This window comes from Campylobacter sp. CFSAN093259, from assembly GCF_012889985.1.
Taxonomy (GTDB): Bacteria; Campylobacterota; Campylobacteria; order Campylobacterales; family Campylobacteraceae; genus Campylobacter_D; species Campylobacter_D jejuni.
This window is the reverse complement of sequence record NZ_CP040617.1, coordinates 1,191,370-1,206,809: the sequence shown is the minus strand read 5'-3', so window position 1 is coordinate 1,206,809 and position 15,440 is coordinate 1,191,370. Positions and strand designations below refer to the sequence as shown.

General features: G+C 29.2%; 16 protein-coding genes and 1 tRNA gene. 7 read left to right on the top strand and 10 right to left on the bottom strand.

All coding sequences use genetic code 11. The annotated features are described in order from the left end of the window. Nucleotides 1–53 precede the first annotated feature (53 nt). Nucleotides 54–1,028: an exopolyphosphatase gene (locus tag FBF20_RS06330; RefSeq protein ID WP_002903909.1), complete on the top strand. Its 975-nt coding sequence runs from the start codon at nt 54–56 to the stop codon at nt 1,026–1,028. Here FBF20_RS06330 and FBF20_RS06325 read toward each other — a convergent pair. From FBF20_RS06325 to FBF20_RS06290, 8 genes are read right to left on the bottom strand one after another with little or no spacing between them, the layout of a single operon-like run. Next, entirely contained in the window at nt 1,025–1,975 is a 951-nt protein-coding gene (locus tag FBF20_RS06325) for an SAM-dependent methyltransferase (protein WP_002889808.1), read from the bottom strand. The two genes, FBF20_RS06330 and FBF20_RS06325, sit on opposite strands and share 4 nt — an antisense overlap. Continuing rightward, nucleotides 1,972–2,793: a M23 family metallopeptidase gene (locus FBF20_RS06320; RefSeq protein ID WP_002889809.1), complete on the bottom strand. Its 822-nt coding sequence runs from the start codon at nt 2,791–2,793 to the stop codon at nt 1,972–1,974. Before FBF20_RS06320 ends, FBF20_RS06325 begins: the two co-directional genes overlap by 4 nt. Then, nucleotides 2,790–4,784 carry a glycine--tRNA ligase subunit beta gene (glyS, locus tag FBF20_RS06315; RefSeq protein ID WP_002889810.1) on the bottom strand — a complete coding sequence of 665 codons (1,995 nt, stop codon included), beginning with the start codon at nt 4,782–4,784 and terminating at the stop codon, nt 2,790–2,792. The genes FBF20_RS06320 and glyS overlap by 4 nt, the downstream gene beginning before the upstream one ends. Before the next feature lie 55 nt (nt 4,785–4,839). Then, the gene (locus tag FBF20_RS06310) at nt 4,840–5,460 is read right to left on the bottom strand and encodes an HAD family hydrolase (RefSeq protein ID WP_002868560.1); all 621 of its coding nucleotides are present in this window, start codon (nt 5,458–5,460) and stop codon (nt 4,840–4,842) included. Then, complete coding sequence (locus FBF20_RS06305) at nt 5,457–5,789, bottom strand: hypothetical protein (RefSeq protein ID WP_002859298.1); 333 nt, start codon at nt 5,787–5,789, stop codon at nt 5,457–5,459. The genes FBF20_RS06310 and FBF20_RS06305 overlap by 4 nt, the downstream gene beginning before the upstream one ends. Nucleotides 5,790–5,798: 9 nt before the next feature. Further along, nucleotides 5,799–7,424, bottom strand: a complete 1,626-nt coding sequence (locus FBF20_RS06300) for a cation:proton antiporter (protein ID WP_002859297.1) — start codon at nt 7,422–7,424, stop codon at nt 5,799–5,801. 6 nt (nt 7,425–7,430) lie between these two features. Beyond that, a complete protein-coding gene (gene hspR / locus FBF20_RS06295; protein WP_002853230.1) occupies nt 7,431–7,805 on the bottom strand; it encodes a heat shock transcriptional regulator HspR in 375 nt (124 codons plus the stop codon). 15 nt (nt 7,806–7,820) lie between these two features. Further along, a complete protein-coding gene (locus tag FBF20_RS06290; protein ID WP_002860449.1) occupies nt 7,821–8,714 on the bottom strand; it encodes a DnaJ family protein in 894 nt (297 codons plus the stop codon). Between the two features lie 199 nt (nt 8,715–8,913). On the opposite strand from FBF20_RS06290, the gene htrA reads away from it, so the two are divergent. The 4 genes from htrA to FBF20_RS06270 all read left to right on the top strand — a co-directional run bounded on the left by htrA (nt 8,914) and on the right by FBF20_RS06270 (nt 12,493). Next, nucleotides 8,914–10,332: a serine protease HtrA gene (gene htrA, locus FBF20_RS06285; RefSeq protein WP_002873156.1), complete on the top strand. Its 1,419-nt coding sequence runs from the start codon at nt 8,914–8,916 to the stop codon at nt 10,330–10,332. 75 nt (nt 10,333–10,407) lie between these two features. Then, nucleotides 10,408–11,082, top strand: a complete 675-nt coding sequence (locus tag FBF20_RS06280) for a response regulator transcription factor (protein WP_002853196.1) — start codon at nt 10,408–10,410, stop codon at nt 11,080–11,082. Next, nucleotides 11,079–12,326, top strand: a complete 1,248-nt coding sequence (locus FBF20_RS06275) for an ArsS family sensor histidine kinase (protein ID WP_002868562.1) — start codon at nt 11,079–11,081, stop codon at nt 12,324–12,326. The genes FBF20_RS06280 and FBF20_RS06275 overlap by 4 nt, the downstream gene beginning before the upstream one ends. A 92-nt stretch (nt 12,327–12,418) precedes the next feature. Continuing rightward, nucleotides 12,419–12,493, top strand: a tRNA-Asn gene (locus tag FBF20_RS06270). A 90-nt stretch (nt 12,494–12,583) separates the two neighbouring features. Here the strand turns inward: FBF20_RS06270 and FBF20_RS06265 are convergent. Beyond that, a complete protein-coding gene (locus tag FBF20_RS06265; RefSeq protein WP_002853192.1) occupies nt 12,584–12,832 on the bottom strand; it encodes a ribbon-helix-helix domain-containing protein in 249 nt (82 codons plus the stop codon). Between the two features lie 10 nt (nt 12,833–12,842). Then, nucleotides 12,843–13,442: a bacteriohemerythrin gene (locus tag FBF20_RS06260; RefSeq protein ID WP_002859294.1), complete on the bottom strand. Its 600-nt coding sequence runs from the start codon at nt 13,440–13,442 to the stop codon at nt 12,843–12,845. Between the two features lie 147 nt (nt 13,443–13,589). Between FBF20_RS06260 and dccR the strand changes: the two genes are divergently transcribed. Together dccR and dccS are read left to right on the top strand one after the other, a co-directional pair. Next, nucleotides 13,590–14,255, top strand: coding sequence for a two-component system response regulator DccR (dccR, locus tag FBF20_RS06255; RefSeq protein ID WP_002853205.1), 666 nt, complete (start codon nt 13,590–13,592; stop codon nt 14,253–14,255). Further along, complete coding sequence (gene dccS, locus FBF20_RS06250) at nt 14,248–15,438, top strand: two-component system sensor histidine kinase DccS (protein ID WP_002868563.1); 1,191 nt, start codon at nt 14,248–14,250, stop codon at nt 15,436–15,438. The genes dccR and dccS overlap by 8 nt, the downstream gene beginning before the upstream one ends. Nucleotides 15,439–15,440: the final 2 nt, after the last annotated feature.

Here is a 15,440-nt window from a genome sequence, read left to right as displayed (position 1 = left end):
TTTTCCTTTAGAACTTTTTTGCTATTATACTATAAAATCAAACAAGGAAAGTCATGTTAGGTATAGATCTTGGTTCGAATACTTTAAGAGCAGTACAAATGGATGAAAAATTAAATAAATTAAAAGAATATGAATTTGTTATTGGGGCAGCGAAAAATCTAAATCAAAGTGGAGAAATTTCGAAAGAAGCCATACAAAGATTAAAAAATGCTTTGAGTATTTTAGCTAAAGAGCAAGATTTAAGCAAAGCAAGAGCTGTAGCGACTGCAGCTTTTAGAAAGGCAAGTAATACAAATGAAATTTTTGCTCATTTAAAAGAAGAATTTGGGATTGATTTTAAGCTTATAGATGCCAAAAGTGAAGCTAAGATTAGTGTTTTAGGTATGCAATCAGGTTTAAGAAGGCTTAAAATTTGGGGAGAGTTTGCGTATTGTGATTTAGGAGGGGCTTCTTGTGAGCTTTCTTTTAGAAAAAGTTTTAAAAGTTTTGATTTTGGTATTATTAGTTTTTATGAAAAAAATTGCCATTCTTATTATAAATCTTGTATTTCTTATAAAAAATTGATAAAAAAATATCCTAAATTTATCATCAATATTAAAGATAAAAAACTTAAAATTCATTTTTTAATTGCAAATCCCTATTTAAAGCATTTAGCTTTTATGGCTTTTGATGAGGTGGCTATGATTAAAAAGGAACTTCGTTCTTTAGGGGCTAAAACGGTGGTTTTAAATTCCGGAGTTCCTACTACACTTAGCGCATTAAAACAAAATATAAGCTATGAAAAGTATGAAACAACTAGAGTAAATGGTAAAAAACTTTGCCATAAGGATTTTTTAAATTATGCTATTAAACTTTTTCATATGGAAGAAAAAAAGGCTATAAAAGAAGTAGGTATGATGAGAAAAAATTATTTGAGTGCAGGTTGTTTATTGTTTTATGCTTTGTTTGATAAACATAAACTTCTAGTCATTGATGAGGGTTTAAGAGAGGGGGTTTGTTTAGCGAGTATGAAAAATATAAAATTTTAGTTTTTTTGAAATTCGAAAAAATGAAATTTTTCATCAAAATTAAAAAATAAAATTTTAGCTTGAGATAAAAAACTTTCATAGGTTTTAATGTTTTTATTTTTTGTGTATTCTAATAAATCTTCAAAACCAAAATCCATTAAAGCAAGACTTTGTTTTTTAAAAGCTAAAGGTTTAAAATCATATTCTTTGATGAGTTTTTGAAGATGAGCAAAATTGACATTATAAGTTAGATCGCTTTTGCCGAAAAAATCTTTTAAAGATACTTCAAAAGGGCTAAAAACTTCGTGCTTTTGATAGATTCTTAAGCTAAAATTTTGTGGATTCAAAGTTCCATAGTCAAATCCCACAAATATAAATCTCTCGCAAGCTTGATCTAAATCTTTAAAAAAATTTTCAAGCTCTAAACTGAGTTCGCCTTTTTTAAGATTTAAAGTTTTGCATTTTGTGATCAAATTTTCATCCATATTTTTAAAAATAAGTTTAAAATTTTCTACAAATGCCATTTTATCATGATCTATAAGTTCACAAGTAAAACTATCAAAAAGTTCATTGCAAAAGAAAAAAGCGTTCTTAAAATGGCATTCTTTAAGACTATTTTTGTGAGTAAATTCCACTCCTTCTAAAGTCTTTTTTTGTAATGTTCTTAATTTTTCATGTGGTTCTATGATGAAAAAAGAAATTTGAGAAAAAATTTCAGGTCTTAATTCAAGCAAAGCGGCTAAAAAATCACGACTTAAATAGCCTTCATTAGCGCCTATTTCTACAAGTTCTAGTGGAGGTTTGAGAATTTTTTCATCTATTAAATTTAAAAAATGCTTGGCTAAAAGTGTGCCAAAAAGATTTCCTACACTCACAGCAGTAAAAAAATCTCCGTTTTTTCCTATACTTACAGCATTTTTATAATAGCTTTCATGTAGCCAAGCATGGAAAAAGTCACTAAATTTCATTGAAAAATAGCATTAAATTTAGATACAAAATCCAAAGGATCGACTTGTTTGCCTCCAGCTAAAATTCCAAAATGCAAATGCGGCCCACTTACCCTACCACTAGCTCCGCTAAGTCCTATAAGCTCACCTTTTTTTATCTTTTGTCCTACTTTAACATCGATTTTAGAAAGATGATAGTATTGTGAATAAATTCCAAAACCATGATCAATGACTACCGAATTTCCTGCAAAATAACGATCTTTTGCGATTTTTACTATACCTGAATTGGCTGCATAAATAGGTGTTCCTGTAGCGGCTCTAAAGTCCGTTCCGCTATGATAACTTGCTACTTTTTCATTAAAAGTTCTTGCTTTGCCAAAATCACTTGTGATAAAAGAATTTAAAGGTATATTAAAAGCACCGTTAAATAAAGCTTTTGGAGTATAAGAGCTATAAATCGCATTGGCTTCTTTTAATTCTTTAGCGATGCGTTCTTTTACGGTTTTTGGCGGAAAAATCTTTTTGTTTTCAACTTGCAATTTTTCACTTTTATAATTACCTTCTAAAGTTTTTATGAAAATTTCTTCTTTTTTATCTTTATAAAATGCGATAAGTTTTGTATTTTGCGGGGGATTTTTGTAAGGTAAGGAAAAAATAGCTAGAACTTTTTCTTGATTTTTAGGATGTGCAAAGGTGGGAATATTTTTATCATTATTTTTTAAAGATAAAAAATCTTTCTTATCTAGCTCCAAAAATAAAGCTTGACCTTTGATGAGTTCTAAATTTTGAGCTCCAAAAAGCCAAAGAGTAAGGCTTAAAAAAAGCCATAAGGCTTTCATAGGCTTAACTCTTTAAGATCGGCGATTTTTAAAAACTCCGCATAAATTTCATAAACCAAAGCTTGGCGATTATTTTTAAGTTTTTCATCTTCAGCATTAATCATCACTTGATTAAAAAACTCATCAATAAAAGGCTTAAGTGCAAAAAGATTTTCAAGTTTTTCTTGTAAAGAGTTGGCTTTAGTTTTTTCTTGAAAAGCTTTGTAAAGTTTACTTTCTGCTTCTTGAACAAAAAGACTTTCATCAACTTTATGAGGATTTTTAGTGGCGATATTGGCTAGTCTTTTAAAGGTTGCAAAATTTTCATTAAAATTATCTTTTTTGCTAAGTTTTATAAGAGCATTTACGCTTTGATTGATATGGATAAGATCTGTATTTTGTGAGCTTAAAACCGCTTTTACAAAAGAAGCATTGACTGTATAAAAAGTATAAAGTCTTTCAAAAATAAAATCTTTTAAAATTTGCATATCAAAGCTTTTATAATGATTTGAAAGTTTTTCTAATAAAATTTGGATATCAAATTCTTTATTTAAATTTAAAGCAATTTTAATGATCCCATTGGCAGCTCTTCTTAAGGCATAAGGATCCTTTGTTCCGCTTGGAATTTTTCCTATGCTAAAAAGTCCTATAAGGGTATCAAGCTTGTTTGCAAGGGCTACTATGCTTGAAAATTCTGTACTTGGAAGTGGAGCTTGTTCGGAATTAGGAAGATATTGTTCTTTGATGGCTAAGCAAATTTGATAATCTAAGCCCATTTTTTGCGCATAATAACTTCCCATAATGCCTTGCAAATCAGTAAATTCATAAACCATTTGTGTGGCTAAGTCTGCTTTGGCGTATTTTAGTGCTGTGCTGATATTTTCGATTTTATCATTATGGAGCATTTGACATAAAATTTCAGCAATTTTAATCTCTCTTAAACTTTTATCTTGCATTGTGCCTAAACCTTCAAGATAGGTCATTTTGGCAAGTTTTTCAGGTTTTAAGCCATTTTGTAAATCATTTTGATAAAAAAACATTGCATCGCTAAGTCTTGCACGCAAAACTCTTTCATTTCCATGTATGATTTTTGAATAATCCTTACATACTGCATTACTTACTACTATAAAATGATTACTTAAGCCTTTATCGTTAAAAACTGCAAAATAACGTTGATTTTCTCTCATTGAAGTGATGATTACTTCGCTAGGAATTTCTAAAAATTCTTCTTCAAAACTTCCTAAAAGTGCATTAGGATATTCTGTGATAGCAACTACTTCAGCTAAAAGCTCTTCATCTTCTCCAATTTGTATATTTTTTTGACTTTCTATGAGTTTAAATTGCTCAAGTATTTTTTCCTTTCTTTTGATTGGATCAAGGATGATATAGTTTTTTTCTAGTAGTTCAAAATATTCTTTTGCATTGTTAAAATCTTGCAAATCATAACTTACGCTTCTGTGAATGAAAGTTTTTTTAGTACTTTTTACTCCATAGCTTTGAAAATTAACAAGTTCATCATTTAAAATGCAAGTTATAGAACGGATCGCACGGATGAATTCAAAAGAATTTGCACCCCAGCGCATACTTTTGCCAAAACTAAGACTTTTTAAAAATTTTTCTACCATTTCTCCTAAAATTTCTTGACTTTGCAAACCTTTAATAGCTTTTTGATGGTACAAAACTTCCTTGCCTTTGATTTCTTTAAAAGAGAGTTCATTTTCACTGATCCTTGCTTTTTGCAGGAAACTTTGTCCCGCAGGAGTTAAAACTCCATCTTTATAAGCAACATTTTTAGGTGCTCCTATAAATTCAGCAAAGCTATCTTCTTGTTTGTCTGCAAAATTTTCATGAAAAAAAACTAAACGACGCGGAGTATAATAAAATTTAAAATCACTTACCAAGCGGTATTCTTCTAAAACATTGTTCCATTTTTTTTCTATATTAGCTAATTCTTTTAGCAAAGGAATAGCAGGTAATTCTTCTGTACCAATTTCTATTAATAATTCACTCATAATTTACTCTTTTTAAAATTTATTTCTAATTTTAACTAAAATTTCATTAAAAAACTTATAAATACTTTTGCAAAAAGTCTTTAAGTTCACTAGAGTTGCTAAATTCATTTTCTTTTAAATTTTTTTGATACCATTTGGCATGAAAATAAGGCAAATTAGCATTTTTAGCACATTCTTTATCTTTTTGACTATCTCCTATAAAAACGCTTGTTTTATATGGAGCCTCGCTTTTTAAAAGCTCTAGCATCATAGGATGAGGTTTGGGTTCTATGCCTAAACTTACGCCTAAAATTTTATCAAAATAAGGAATGATATCGTGTTTTTTAAGTATGTTTGAAAGTGAGCTTTGTGGGGCGTTAGTAGCAATAGCTAAAAAACAATTTTTGCTTTTTAAAAATTCTAAAAGTTCTTTTACTCCTTCAAAAAGCACCACGCTTTGTTCATAGTGCTTGACAAAATATTTTTCATAGCCTTCTTTAAAATTAGAATGATGGAAATTTTCTATATTATAAAGTTCTTTTGCCCAGTCAATATTGGGAGTATTGATGGTTTGCATAATGATTTCTCTTGAAAGTGGGGCTAGATTTAAATCCTGTCTTATTTCATTGACTGCACAAGAAATGGCATTTGCACTATCGATTAAAGTTCCATCCATATCAAAAAATACATTAATCATTCATAATCCTTTAAATAATTTTTATGTTTTTCTTTTTTCCCACCTTGTTTTTTTTGCTTATCTAAAGCATTGGCAAGATTTAAAAGCTCGTTTTTTTCTTTGGAAAAATCTAAACAAGCATTGACAAAAAATTCAAGATTTTTTGCATAGGTTGAGTTAAGATTTACCGCGGGATTTTTTTCAAAAAATTTAGCATTTTTTAACATTCTTTCTTCAAATTTAGTTTTATCAAAATCTTCTTTTTTAAGTGCAGATATAGCGCCATTGAAAAATTTTTCAAGATTTCTTAGGTATTTTACGCGTAAGGCTTTTTCTTCATTTTTTGTCAAAATTCTTCCTTAGGTATTTTTGTGAATGCGGCATTCTAGCGCTTCTTGAACTAAATTTCTAGCGATTACTTTTTCAGAGCGAATGATGCGTATATTTTCATCTATGCTAGAAAAAAGCATCTTTTTTAAAGTTCCATTTACATGAATGATGGTGTCTATAGGTTTTGGATAATTAGCTAGCACTTGACATAAAATTTCAAGTTTAGCTTCATTTGTAACTGTGATAATAGCTACGGCACATTCTTCTATATTGGCAATTTTTAAGGTTTCTTCTTGAGCAGCATTGGCAAAAACGACATTTTCACCTCGACTAACTCCAAGTTCTACTAAATTTAAATCACTTTCTAAAACAAGATAAGGTACGCCTGTGTTTTTGATTTTTTGTACGACTTCTTGTCCTAAGCGTCCGTAGCCAAAAACAACAAGATGATTTTTAAGCTTGATATTGCTGTCAATATTTTGCACAGCGTTGGTATTAAGTGCTATATCTTCTACAACATTGGTAATTTTTCTTATATTGTTTAAAATAAAAGGTGTGATAATCATGGTTAAAATAGAAACAACAATTAAAATTTGTGAAGTTTTGATATCAAGCATATTTTTTGCTTGTAAAAGAGAAAAAATTGCTAGGGCGAATTCGCCAATTTGAGCTATGGCAAAAGCTGTTTTAAGCGCTACTCTTTTTTTGGTGTAAAGAAATAAAAAGCCAAAAACTATGCCAAATTTTAAAGCCATTACAAGAAGGGTTAAAACTATGATTAAAAACCAATTTTGTGCCACTACATCAAGTTGAATTTGCATGCCTACAGTTATGAAAAAAAGCCCTAAAAGCAAATCTCTAAATGGGATCAAGTCCGCTTCTATTTTGTGTTTATATTTTGTTTCTGCTATCAAAGCACCTGCTATAAAAGCACCCAAAGAATAAGAAAATCCAAAATAATTTGCTAAAAAACTTGCTCCAATAACCATAAATAAAACAGTACTAATAAAAATTTCCTGAGAAGAAGTGTGGATAATGAGTCTAAAAATTCTATCCACTAGATATTTACCTATGAAAAATAATAAAGTGATTAAAATAAGTGCTGAAATTAAAGTGGTAAAAAGGAGTTTTTCTATGTTTTGATTGTTGGATGAAAAAATATCTACAAGCAAAAGCAAAGGAATAACGGCTATATCTTGAAAAAGCAAAATTCCCAATGCTTTTCTACCATATTGCTCATTGATATCGCCATTATCATTTAAAATTTTAAGCACCACTGCGGTTGAAGAAAGCGCTAGTGCAAAGCCTACTATAGTAGCGCTTTTATCTCCAAGTCCTAAAATTCCTATAGCAAGTAACATAAAAACAAAGCCACAAGTAAGCATCTGCAAAGAGCCGTTTAAAAAAACTTCTTGTTTCATTGCCATTAAATGCTTAAAAGAAAATTCAAGCCCTATGGTAAACATTAAAAACACTATACCAAATTCGGCTATATGGGTGATTTCGCCTTTGCCACTTAAATGATAAATTTCAGAAATGATTTCTCCAGCAGCTATATATCCAATGATAGTTGGAATTTCAAATTTTTTAAATATGACATTTAAAACTATAGCTATAGCAACGGTGATTAAAAAAATTTCTAAAAAATTATCCATTATTTTTTATTTTTTCTCATAAAAAATCAAATCAAAGCTATTTTTATGCTTAACAACGGCTTTACTAGCCGCTTCTTTATCTTGTTGTTTGCTTAATTCTAAGCGTAGTTCATCAATTAAATTTTCAAATTCGTGAAGTTGGTTTTTCAATTTTAAGATAACATCTACTCCAGCAAGATTGATTCCCATGTCTCTTGTTAAACGCAATATAAGTTTAATACGGTCAATATCTCTTTGAGAATAAAGTCTTATTTTGCCATCGGTTCTACTTGGCTCTATCAATCCTTCTCTTTCGTATTGCCTTAAGGTTTGTGGATGTATGCTTAAAACTTTAGCCACAACACTGATTAAATATACAGGTTCATCATAATGCTGTTCCATATTTTATTCCTTTCTTTAAGGTAATTTTTCTTTTAAGAGTTCTATAAATTTTTCATCAAGGGTATCTAAATTTGGCAAAACAACATTTAAAATCAAATACATATCCCCATAAATATCACTTTTTCTATTTTGCACACCATAACCTTTTAAACGAATTTTTTGGTTATTTTTTGAATTAGGCGTTATGTTAATTGTTGCTTCTTCCTTGCCTTCTTTGAGTGTTTTTATATTTATTTTTCCACCAAAAAGTGCAGTTTTTAAAGAAATATCAACCTTTTGATATAAATCATCATCTTCTCTTGTGTAAATAGGACTTTCTTCTATTTTTACAATAATGATTAAATCTCCTCTAGCTCCATTTCTGCTTTGTTTTCCTTTAGAGCGAATTCTTAGTTTCTCGCCTTCTTTTATACCATGTGGAATTTTAAATTTAATGGTTTCGCCTTGAAAATTAAAACTATGTTCCCCGCCTTTAACAGCTTTTTCGAAAGGAATGTGAAGCTCTAGATTGCTGTCTAAAATTTCTTCTTCAAAACCTCCAAATCCTCCAAAACCACTGCTAAAGCCTTTTGAAGAAAAGCCGTTAAAACCCCCTCTTGAGCGTCCACCAAAGCCTCCTCCAAAGAGATCTTTTAAAATATCGTCCAAATTTACCCCACCAGTATTTCTTGAAAAATCATGAAAACTTTGTCCACCAAACATAGAATCGCCGTATTGGTCATACTGAGCTCGTTTTTTTTCGTCACTTAAAATTTCATAAGCAGCATTAATTTCTTTAAATTTTTCTTCAGCACCTTTTTCTTTGTTGATATCAGGATGATATTTTCTAGCTAGGCGACGGTAAGCTTTTTTTATTTCATCTGCACTAGCGTTTTTGCTAACTCCAAGAGTTTCGTATAAACTATTCATGTTATATTTCCTTAAAAATTTTTACTTGATTATATAGAGGATTAAATTATAACATAAACTTTAGCCTAAGTCAATCAAGTTTTATAAATTTTTATCACTCAAGGTTTTATTTACAATTTTGTAAATTTTCGGTTTTATACTATGAAGACAGTAAAATATTTTACGAGATAATTTATCTTTAAGAACAAAAGGAAATGAAATGAAAAAGATTTTTTTATCATTAAGTTTAGCAAGTGCTTTATTTGCTGCAAGTATTAATTTTAACGAATCGACTGCAACGGCTAATCGTGTGAATCCTGCTGCTGGAAATGCAGTGCTTTCTTATCATGATTCTATTAAAGATGCAAAAAAATCAGTGGTTAATATTTCCACCTCAAAAACTATTACAAGAGCAAATCGTCCAAGCCCTTTGGATGATTTTTTTAATGATCCTTATTTTAAACAATTTTTTGATTTTGATTTTTCTCAAAGAAAAGGAAAAAATGATAAAGAAGTGGTGAGTTCTTTGGGATCAGGGGTGATTATTTCAAAAGATGGTTATATAGTAACAAATAATCACGTTGTAGATGATGCTGATACGATTACAGTGAATTTACCAGGAAGCGACATAGAATATAAAGCAAAACTTATAGGTAAAGATCCAAAAACAGATTTGGCTGTTATAAAAATAGAGGCTAATAATCTTTCAGCTATTACTTTTACAAATTCTGATGATTTAATGGAAGGAGATGTTGTTTTTGCACTTGGAAATCCTTTTGGAGTTGGTTTTAGTGTTACAAGTGGGATAATATCTGCTTTAAATAAAGACAATATAGGTTTAAATCAATATGAAAATTTTATACAAACAGATGCTTCTATCAATCCAGGAAATTCAGGTGGAGCTTTGGTGGATAGTCGCGGATATTTAGTAGGTATTAATTCAGCTATTCTTTCTCGTGGTGGTGGAAATAATGGCATAGGTTTTGCCATACCTTCAAATATGGTTAAAGATATAGCTAAAAAACTTATTGAAAAAGGCAAGATTGATAGAGGATTTTTAGGTGTGACTATTTTAGCTTTGCAAGGTGATACTAAAAAAGCTTACAAAAATCAAGAAGGAGCTTTAATCACTGATGTTCAAAAAGGTTCAAGTGCTGATGAAGCAGGGCTTAAGCGTGGAGATTTAGTTACTAAAGTTAATGATAAGGTTATAAAAAGTCCTATTGATCTTAAAAATTATATAGGAACTTTAGAGATTGGTCAAAAAATTTCATTAAGTTACGAAAGAGATGGAGAAAATAAGCAAGCAAGTTTTATTCTTAAAGGTGAAAAAGAAAATCCTAAAGGCGTACAAAGCGATTTGATTGATGGTTTGAGTTTGAGAAATTTAGATCCAAGACTTAAGGATCGTTTGCAAATTCCAAAAGATGTTAATGGTGTTTTGGTTGATAGTGTTAAAGAAAAGAGCAAAGGAAAAAATTCTGGTTTCCAAGAGGGTGATATTATCATAGGTGTTGGACAAAGTGAAATTAAAAATTTAAAAGATTTAGAACAAGCTTTAAAACAAGTTAATAAAAAAGAATTTACCAAAGTTTGGGTATATCGCAATGGTTTTGCGACTTTGCTTCTGCTTAAATAAAAATAACGGAAGGATTTTCCTTTCGTTATAAATTTTAGTTTAAAATTAAAATTAAGTTTAAAATAAAGGAAAACTATGACAAATATTCTTATGATAGAAGATGATTTAGAATTAGCAGAAATTACAGCTGAATATTTGGAAAAATTTGATATGAAAGTTGATATAGCTCATGAACCTTATATAGGTCTTTCTAAGCTTGCATTAAAAGAATATCAGCTTATCATTTTAGACCTTTCTTTGCCAGGGCTTGATGGGCTTGAAGTGTGTGAAGAGATTCGTAAAAAGTATGATACGCCTATTATTGTTTCAAGCGCAAGACATGATATTACAGATAAGGTTAATGCTTTAGAGCTTGGAGCAGATGATTACCTACCAAAACCTTATAATCCAAAAGAATTACAAGCACGTATTAAAAGTCATTTAAGACGTATTTCAAATACAAAAAGCGCCATAGCAAAAAGTGTAAAAGATCTTGTTTATGATCAATATAAGCATATTATTACCATGAAAGGACAAGAGCTTACTTTAACTAATGCTGAATTTGATATTTTAAGCTATTTGATTAAAAAAGAGGGTGGAGTGGTAAGTCGTGAAGAGCTTGTTTATAATTGTTCTTCTATTAGTGAGGATTCTAGTAATAAAAGTATAGATGTTATTATCAGTAGAATTCGTCAAAAGATGGGAGATGATCCAAAAACTCCAAAATATATTCACTCTATACGTGGAATAGGTTATAAGCTTACTCAATGAATAAATCTTCGATTTTTTATACTATAACTTTTATTTTTATTTTTGCTGGGGTTAGTGTTGTACTTGGCTTTTTGTGGCTTATAGAATATGATCAGCAAAATTATACTAGAGAATTAAATACAAAATATTCTTTGATAGCTAATGCAAGGCTCTTAAATTTTGCAGGAGTTATCAGTGAAAAAGAATTTGAAGAGCAGACAAAAAATTATAATAAAATGGATGAGATAACAGAAGCAAAGCAGATCCGTAAAATTCTTTTTAGAGGTGATGTTTTAGCTAGGGTTGAGGTTAACAATGGCTTAATCGAGATTATTTCTTATAATAGACAGGTGTATTTAAATATTATTTATGATGGAAAGGTTTATCTTTATAAGGATCAAGATTATCAAACCTATAGGTATTTTATTATCAAAGCTATAGCTGTAGCTGTGATTTGTATTCTTGTATTGCTTTATATTTATATATTTAAAAAATTAAAACCACTTAAAAGACTTAAAAAACAAATTGATAAATTTGCCCAAGGAAAGCTTGGTGATATAGAAGATGTAAGCACTGGGGTGGATGAAATTTCACAAGTAAGTGAAGCTTTTTATCAAGCTATTGTTCAAATTCGAAAGTTAAACCAATCTCGTCAGTTTTTTTTAAGAAATATTATGCATGAACTCAAAACTCCTATTACTAAAGGGCTCTTAACTTTAGAAATGATAGAAGATAATAAATATAAAGAGCGCTTAAATGGGGTTTTTACTAGACTTGAAATTTTAATTAATGAATTTGCTGCTATTGAGCAAATTACTTCAGGGGCTGCTTTTATAAATAGAAAAAAATACAATATTTTAGATGTTTTAGATGAAGCCAAAGAAATTGCAATGCGAGATGATAGCAATATACGTATTTTTATGGAAGAAAGTTTTTTTGTAAATGTGGATTTTAAACTTTTTACTACGGCGATTAAAAATATGATAGATAATGGTATTAAACATTCTGAAGATGGGTTTGTGCAAATTGATATTATAGATGATTATATTTGTTTTAAAAATCGTGGTCCTGAGCTTAACAATACTTTAGAATACTATACTCAAGCTTTTACTCAAGGATCAAAACAAAAATCAAGTTTTGGATTAGGGCTTTATATTGTAAATACTATTTTAGAAACACATGGAATGAAGCTTGATTATTTATATGAAGATGGGGTAAATTTGTTTTATTTTAGAAATTTAAAAAGTGTTATTGTTAAGGAGTAAATTAATTTTTTTACATAAAAAATGCATTTTTGTGAAAAAACCCTTGACAAAGTTTTTTAATTTCACTATAATCACATTTTACTTTTAAATATTCCGGATTAGCTCAGCGGTAGAGTAGTCGGCTGTTAACCGATTGGTCGTAGGTTCGAATCCTACATCCGGAGCCACTTTTTTAACTCCATTTTTAATATTCATAAATGTATTTTAATATAAAAAATTAATAAGTCTTTATCACAAAAAAATTGTGATAAAGTTTTTTATTTTGTTTGTTTAAGATTTTTGACAATTTTATCTATTTTTTTACTTGCCTTTTGATAATCCCCATCTTTAAGTTCTTCTAGGGCATTAACAGCAAAAGAAAAATCTTCAACTTCATTAAGATAAGCCTCTATGGCTTCTTTTACTATGGTTGATTTTGGTTTAGAAAGATTTTTACTTAAATTATCCAAACGCTCCTTAAGCTCTAAAGGCATTCTAAAAGAATAAGTTTTTACATTGCGTTTCATTTTATCCTCCTTAAGAATATTTTTTGTAAAATTTTATAGCTTGTTTACAAGTTTTACAAGTAAATTTATGACCTTGTAATTCTATTTTTTGATGAATGCTATAAGGAACATCGTGAATTTTACCAGGACAATTACAGGTATAAAGATAAAATTGTGGATGCTCATTATCTTCATCTTCTGCTGCTTCAAAGCTAACATCGCCACCATCATCTGTAGACAAAGAAGAACTTCTCCATTTTTCAACTTTCATGTCTTCATATAGTATGTGTTCTAAAAGCCACTTTTTAGCCACTATATAAAGTTTTTCTTTAAGATCATTGGTTGATTTGATATCTTTGATTAAATTAATCATGGTTTGGATGATTTCTTTATGTATTTTTCGATGTTCTTCTAAATTTGGATAGCCTATTAGCTGCATGTATTTTTCTTCATCATTAAAGTGATCTTTCATATAATTAAAAAATTCAGCCAAAAGTTCTTTGACTTCATTTTTACTTACAGATCTATCTGATACAACTTCAACTTTTGCAGCAAGTTTAAAAAGCTTTTTATGCTGCTCATCAATTTTAGCATTGTGCACACTATAGCTGTTATCCCATTTTGGAAGCATTTTAACTCCTTAAGGAAAAATTTATTTGTATGAAAGGATTATAGATAAAAATAAATTAAATAAAAATGAAATTTTATTAAATAATTGATAAGAATTTTGATACAATGATATATATTTAAGAGATTTGAAGTTAGAAAGATTTAAATTATGGCTGCTAAAATTTTACTTTTAGAAGATGATTTGAGCTTGAGTGAGATCATTGAAGAGTTTTTAAACGATGAGGGATATGAAGTATTTTTATGCGATAATGCGCAAGAAGCTTTAGATATGGCTTATGAAAGATATTTTGATCTTTGGATTTTAGATGTAAAAGTTCCTTTAGGAGATGGATTTTCATTACTTAAAGAATTAAGAAAAAGCGGAAAGCAAACTCCAGCAATTTTCATGACTTCTTTAAACACAACAAACGATTTAAAACAAGGCTTTGACGCAGGTTGTGATGATTATATAAAAAAACCTTTTGAACTTGCCGAGTTATCTATCAGGGTTAAAGCTTTGCTTAAAAGAGCTTTTTCACATAAAAATGAAGATTTTGAAGATTTAGGAGATGGATTTAGATTTGAATTTACTACACAAATTCTTTACCATAATAATAAAGCCTTGACTTTACCGAGTAAAGAAATTAAGCTTTTGTCTTTATTACTTAAAAATAAAAACAACTTTTTAAGTACAGAGAGAATTTTTGAAGAACTCTGGGATTATGATGAGGAGCCTAGTGAGCTAAGTTTAAGGGCTTATGTGAAAAATTTACGTAAAATTTTAGGAAAAGAAAAAATTATAAATCAAAGAGGCAGGGGATATTGCTATGGCTAAAAAAGTCATTAGGCAAATTTTATTAATCTACCTAACAACTACAGGTATTTTTTTAACTATTTTTTTTGCATTATGGTATCAAAAATTATATGAAGAATTAGTTGTTTTAAAGGGTGCCACTTTGAGAGAAAATCATAGAAACATTGTTATAAGCATCTTAAATTCTCGTTTTACCCCTATAGATATAAGTGCAAAAAATATTGCTCAAAGCACAGCACTAAAATTTGCTATATTTGATGTTAAAAAGATTGTTTTTAGTAATATAGATTTTGATTTAAGAAAGGCAAAGATAGAGCTTAAAGGTAGAGGTATTTGTGATAATAAGGTTTTTTTCCTTGCTCCTATGAGTGCAGATCATTATTTTTTAAGACATGCTAGCAATGAAGAAGTAAATACTAACGATGGTTTGCAAATTTTAATACAGGGTGAAGATGTTGGCAAAGATCTTTTTTGGATTAGAACGAAAGTTTTTGGTTTTGCTATTATGGCTTTTTGCATATTGGGTTTAATATCTTATATTTTAGTAAAAATTGCTCTAAAGCCTTTGGAGGATAAAATCAGCACACTAAATCGTTTTATTAAAGATTCAACTCATGAACTCAATACCCCATTAAGTGTTATTTTGATGAGTATAGAACAACTTGAGCATCAAAATTTAGGAGATAATGCTAAATTTACAAGGATTAAGCTTGCTGCAAAAAGTTTGTCTCAAGTGTATTCTGATCTTGTTTTTTATAATTTCCCTAATACCTTAGAAACAGAAAAACAAAAATTTGATTTAAGAATACTACTTGAAGAAAGATTGGAATATTTTAAAGTATTTTTTGAGCAAAAAAAAATTACACTAAAGCTTGATTTAAATCAAGCAAATATTTTTGCTCCTAAAAGTCAAATTTCTAAATTGATTGATAATCTTATAAGCAATGCTATTAAATACAATAAAAAAGGTGGAGTAATTTCTATAATTTTGAAAGCCAATTTTTTAAGTATTGCGGATACAGGTTGTGGAATTTCAAAGTCAAATTTAAATCATATTTTTGATAGATATACAAGATTTAATACCGATCAAGGAGGATTTGGTATAGGGCTTTCTTTGGTAAAAAAAGTTTGTGATGATAATGATATTAAGATTATTTGCGAATCTGTAGAAAATCAAGGGAGTGTTTTTAAATTAAATTGGTAATC

What these genes read in the sequence shown, in the direction of transcription:
- FBF20_RS06330 (WP_002903909.1), top strand. Translation starts at nt 54, where the DNA reads ATGTTAGGTATAGATCTTGGTTCGAATACTTTAAGAGCAGTACAAATG.
- FBF20_RS06325 (WP_002889808.1), bottom strand. Translation starts at nt 1,975, where the DNA reads ATGAAATTTAGTGACTTTTTCCATGCTTGGCTACATGAAAGCTATTAT.
- FBF20_RS06320 (WP_002889809.1), bottom strand. Translation starts at nt 2,793, where the DNA reads ATGAAAGCCTTATGGCTTTTTTTAAGCCTTACTCTTTGGCTTTTTGGA.
- glyS (WP_002889810.1), bottom strand. Translation starts at nt 4,784, where the DNA reads ATGAGTGAATTATTAATAGAAATTGGTACAGAAGAATTACCTGCTATT.
- FBF20_RS06310 (WP_002868560.1), bottom strand. Translation starts at nt 5,460, where the DNA reads ATGATTAATGTATTTTTTGATATGGATGGAACTTTAATCGATAGTGCA.
- FBF20_RS06300 (WP_002859297.1), bottom strand. Translation starts at nt 7,424, where the DNA reads ATGGATAATTTTTTAGAAATTTTTTTAATCACCGTTGCTATAGCTATA.
- hspR (WP_002853230.1), bottom strand. Translation starts at nt 7,805, where the DNA reads ATGGAACAGCATTATGATGAACCTGTATATTTAATCAGTGTTGTGGCT.
- FBF20_RS06290 (WP_002860449.1), bottom strand. Translation starts at nt 8,714, where the DNA reads ATGAATAGTTTATACGAAACTCTTGGAGTTAGCAAAAACGCTAGTGCA.
- htrA (WP_002873156.1), top strand. Translation starts at nt 8,914, where the DNA reads ATGAAAAAGATTTTTTTATCATTAAGTTTAGCAAGTGCTTTATTTGCT.
- FBF20_RS06280 (WP_002853196.1), top strand. Translation starts at nt 10,408, where the DNA reads ATGACAAATATTCTTATGATAGAAGATGATTTAGAATTAGCAGAAATT.
- FBF20_RS06275 (WP_002868562.1), top strand. Translation starts at nt 11,079, where the DNA reads ATGAATAAATCTTCGATTTTTTATACTATAACTTTTATTTTTATTTTT.
- FBF20_RS06265 (WP_002853192.1), bottom strand. Translation starts at nt 12,832, where the DNA reads ATGAAACGCAATGTAAAAACTTATTCTTTTAGAATGCCTTTAGAGCTT.
- FBF20_RS06260 (WP_002859294.1), bottom strand. Translation starts at nt 13,442, where the DNA reads ATGCTTCCAAAATGGGATAACAGCTATAGTGTGCACAATGCTAAAATT.
- dccR (WP_002853205.1), top strand. Translation starts at nt 13,590, where the DNA reads ATGGCTGCTAAAATTTTACTTTTAGAAGATGATTTGAGCTTGAGTGAG.
- dccS (WP_002868563.1), top strand. Translation starts at nt 14,248, where the DNA reads ATGGCTAAAAAAGTCATTAGGCAAATTTTATTAATCTACCTAACAACT.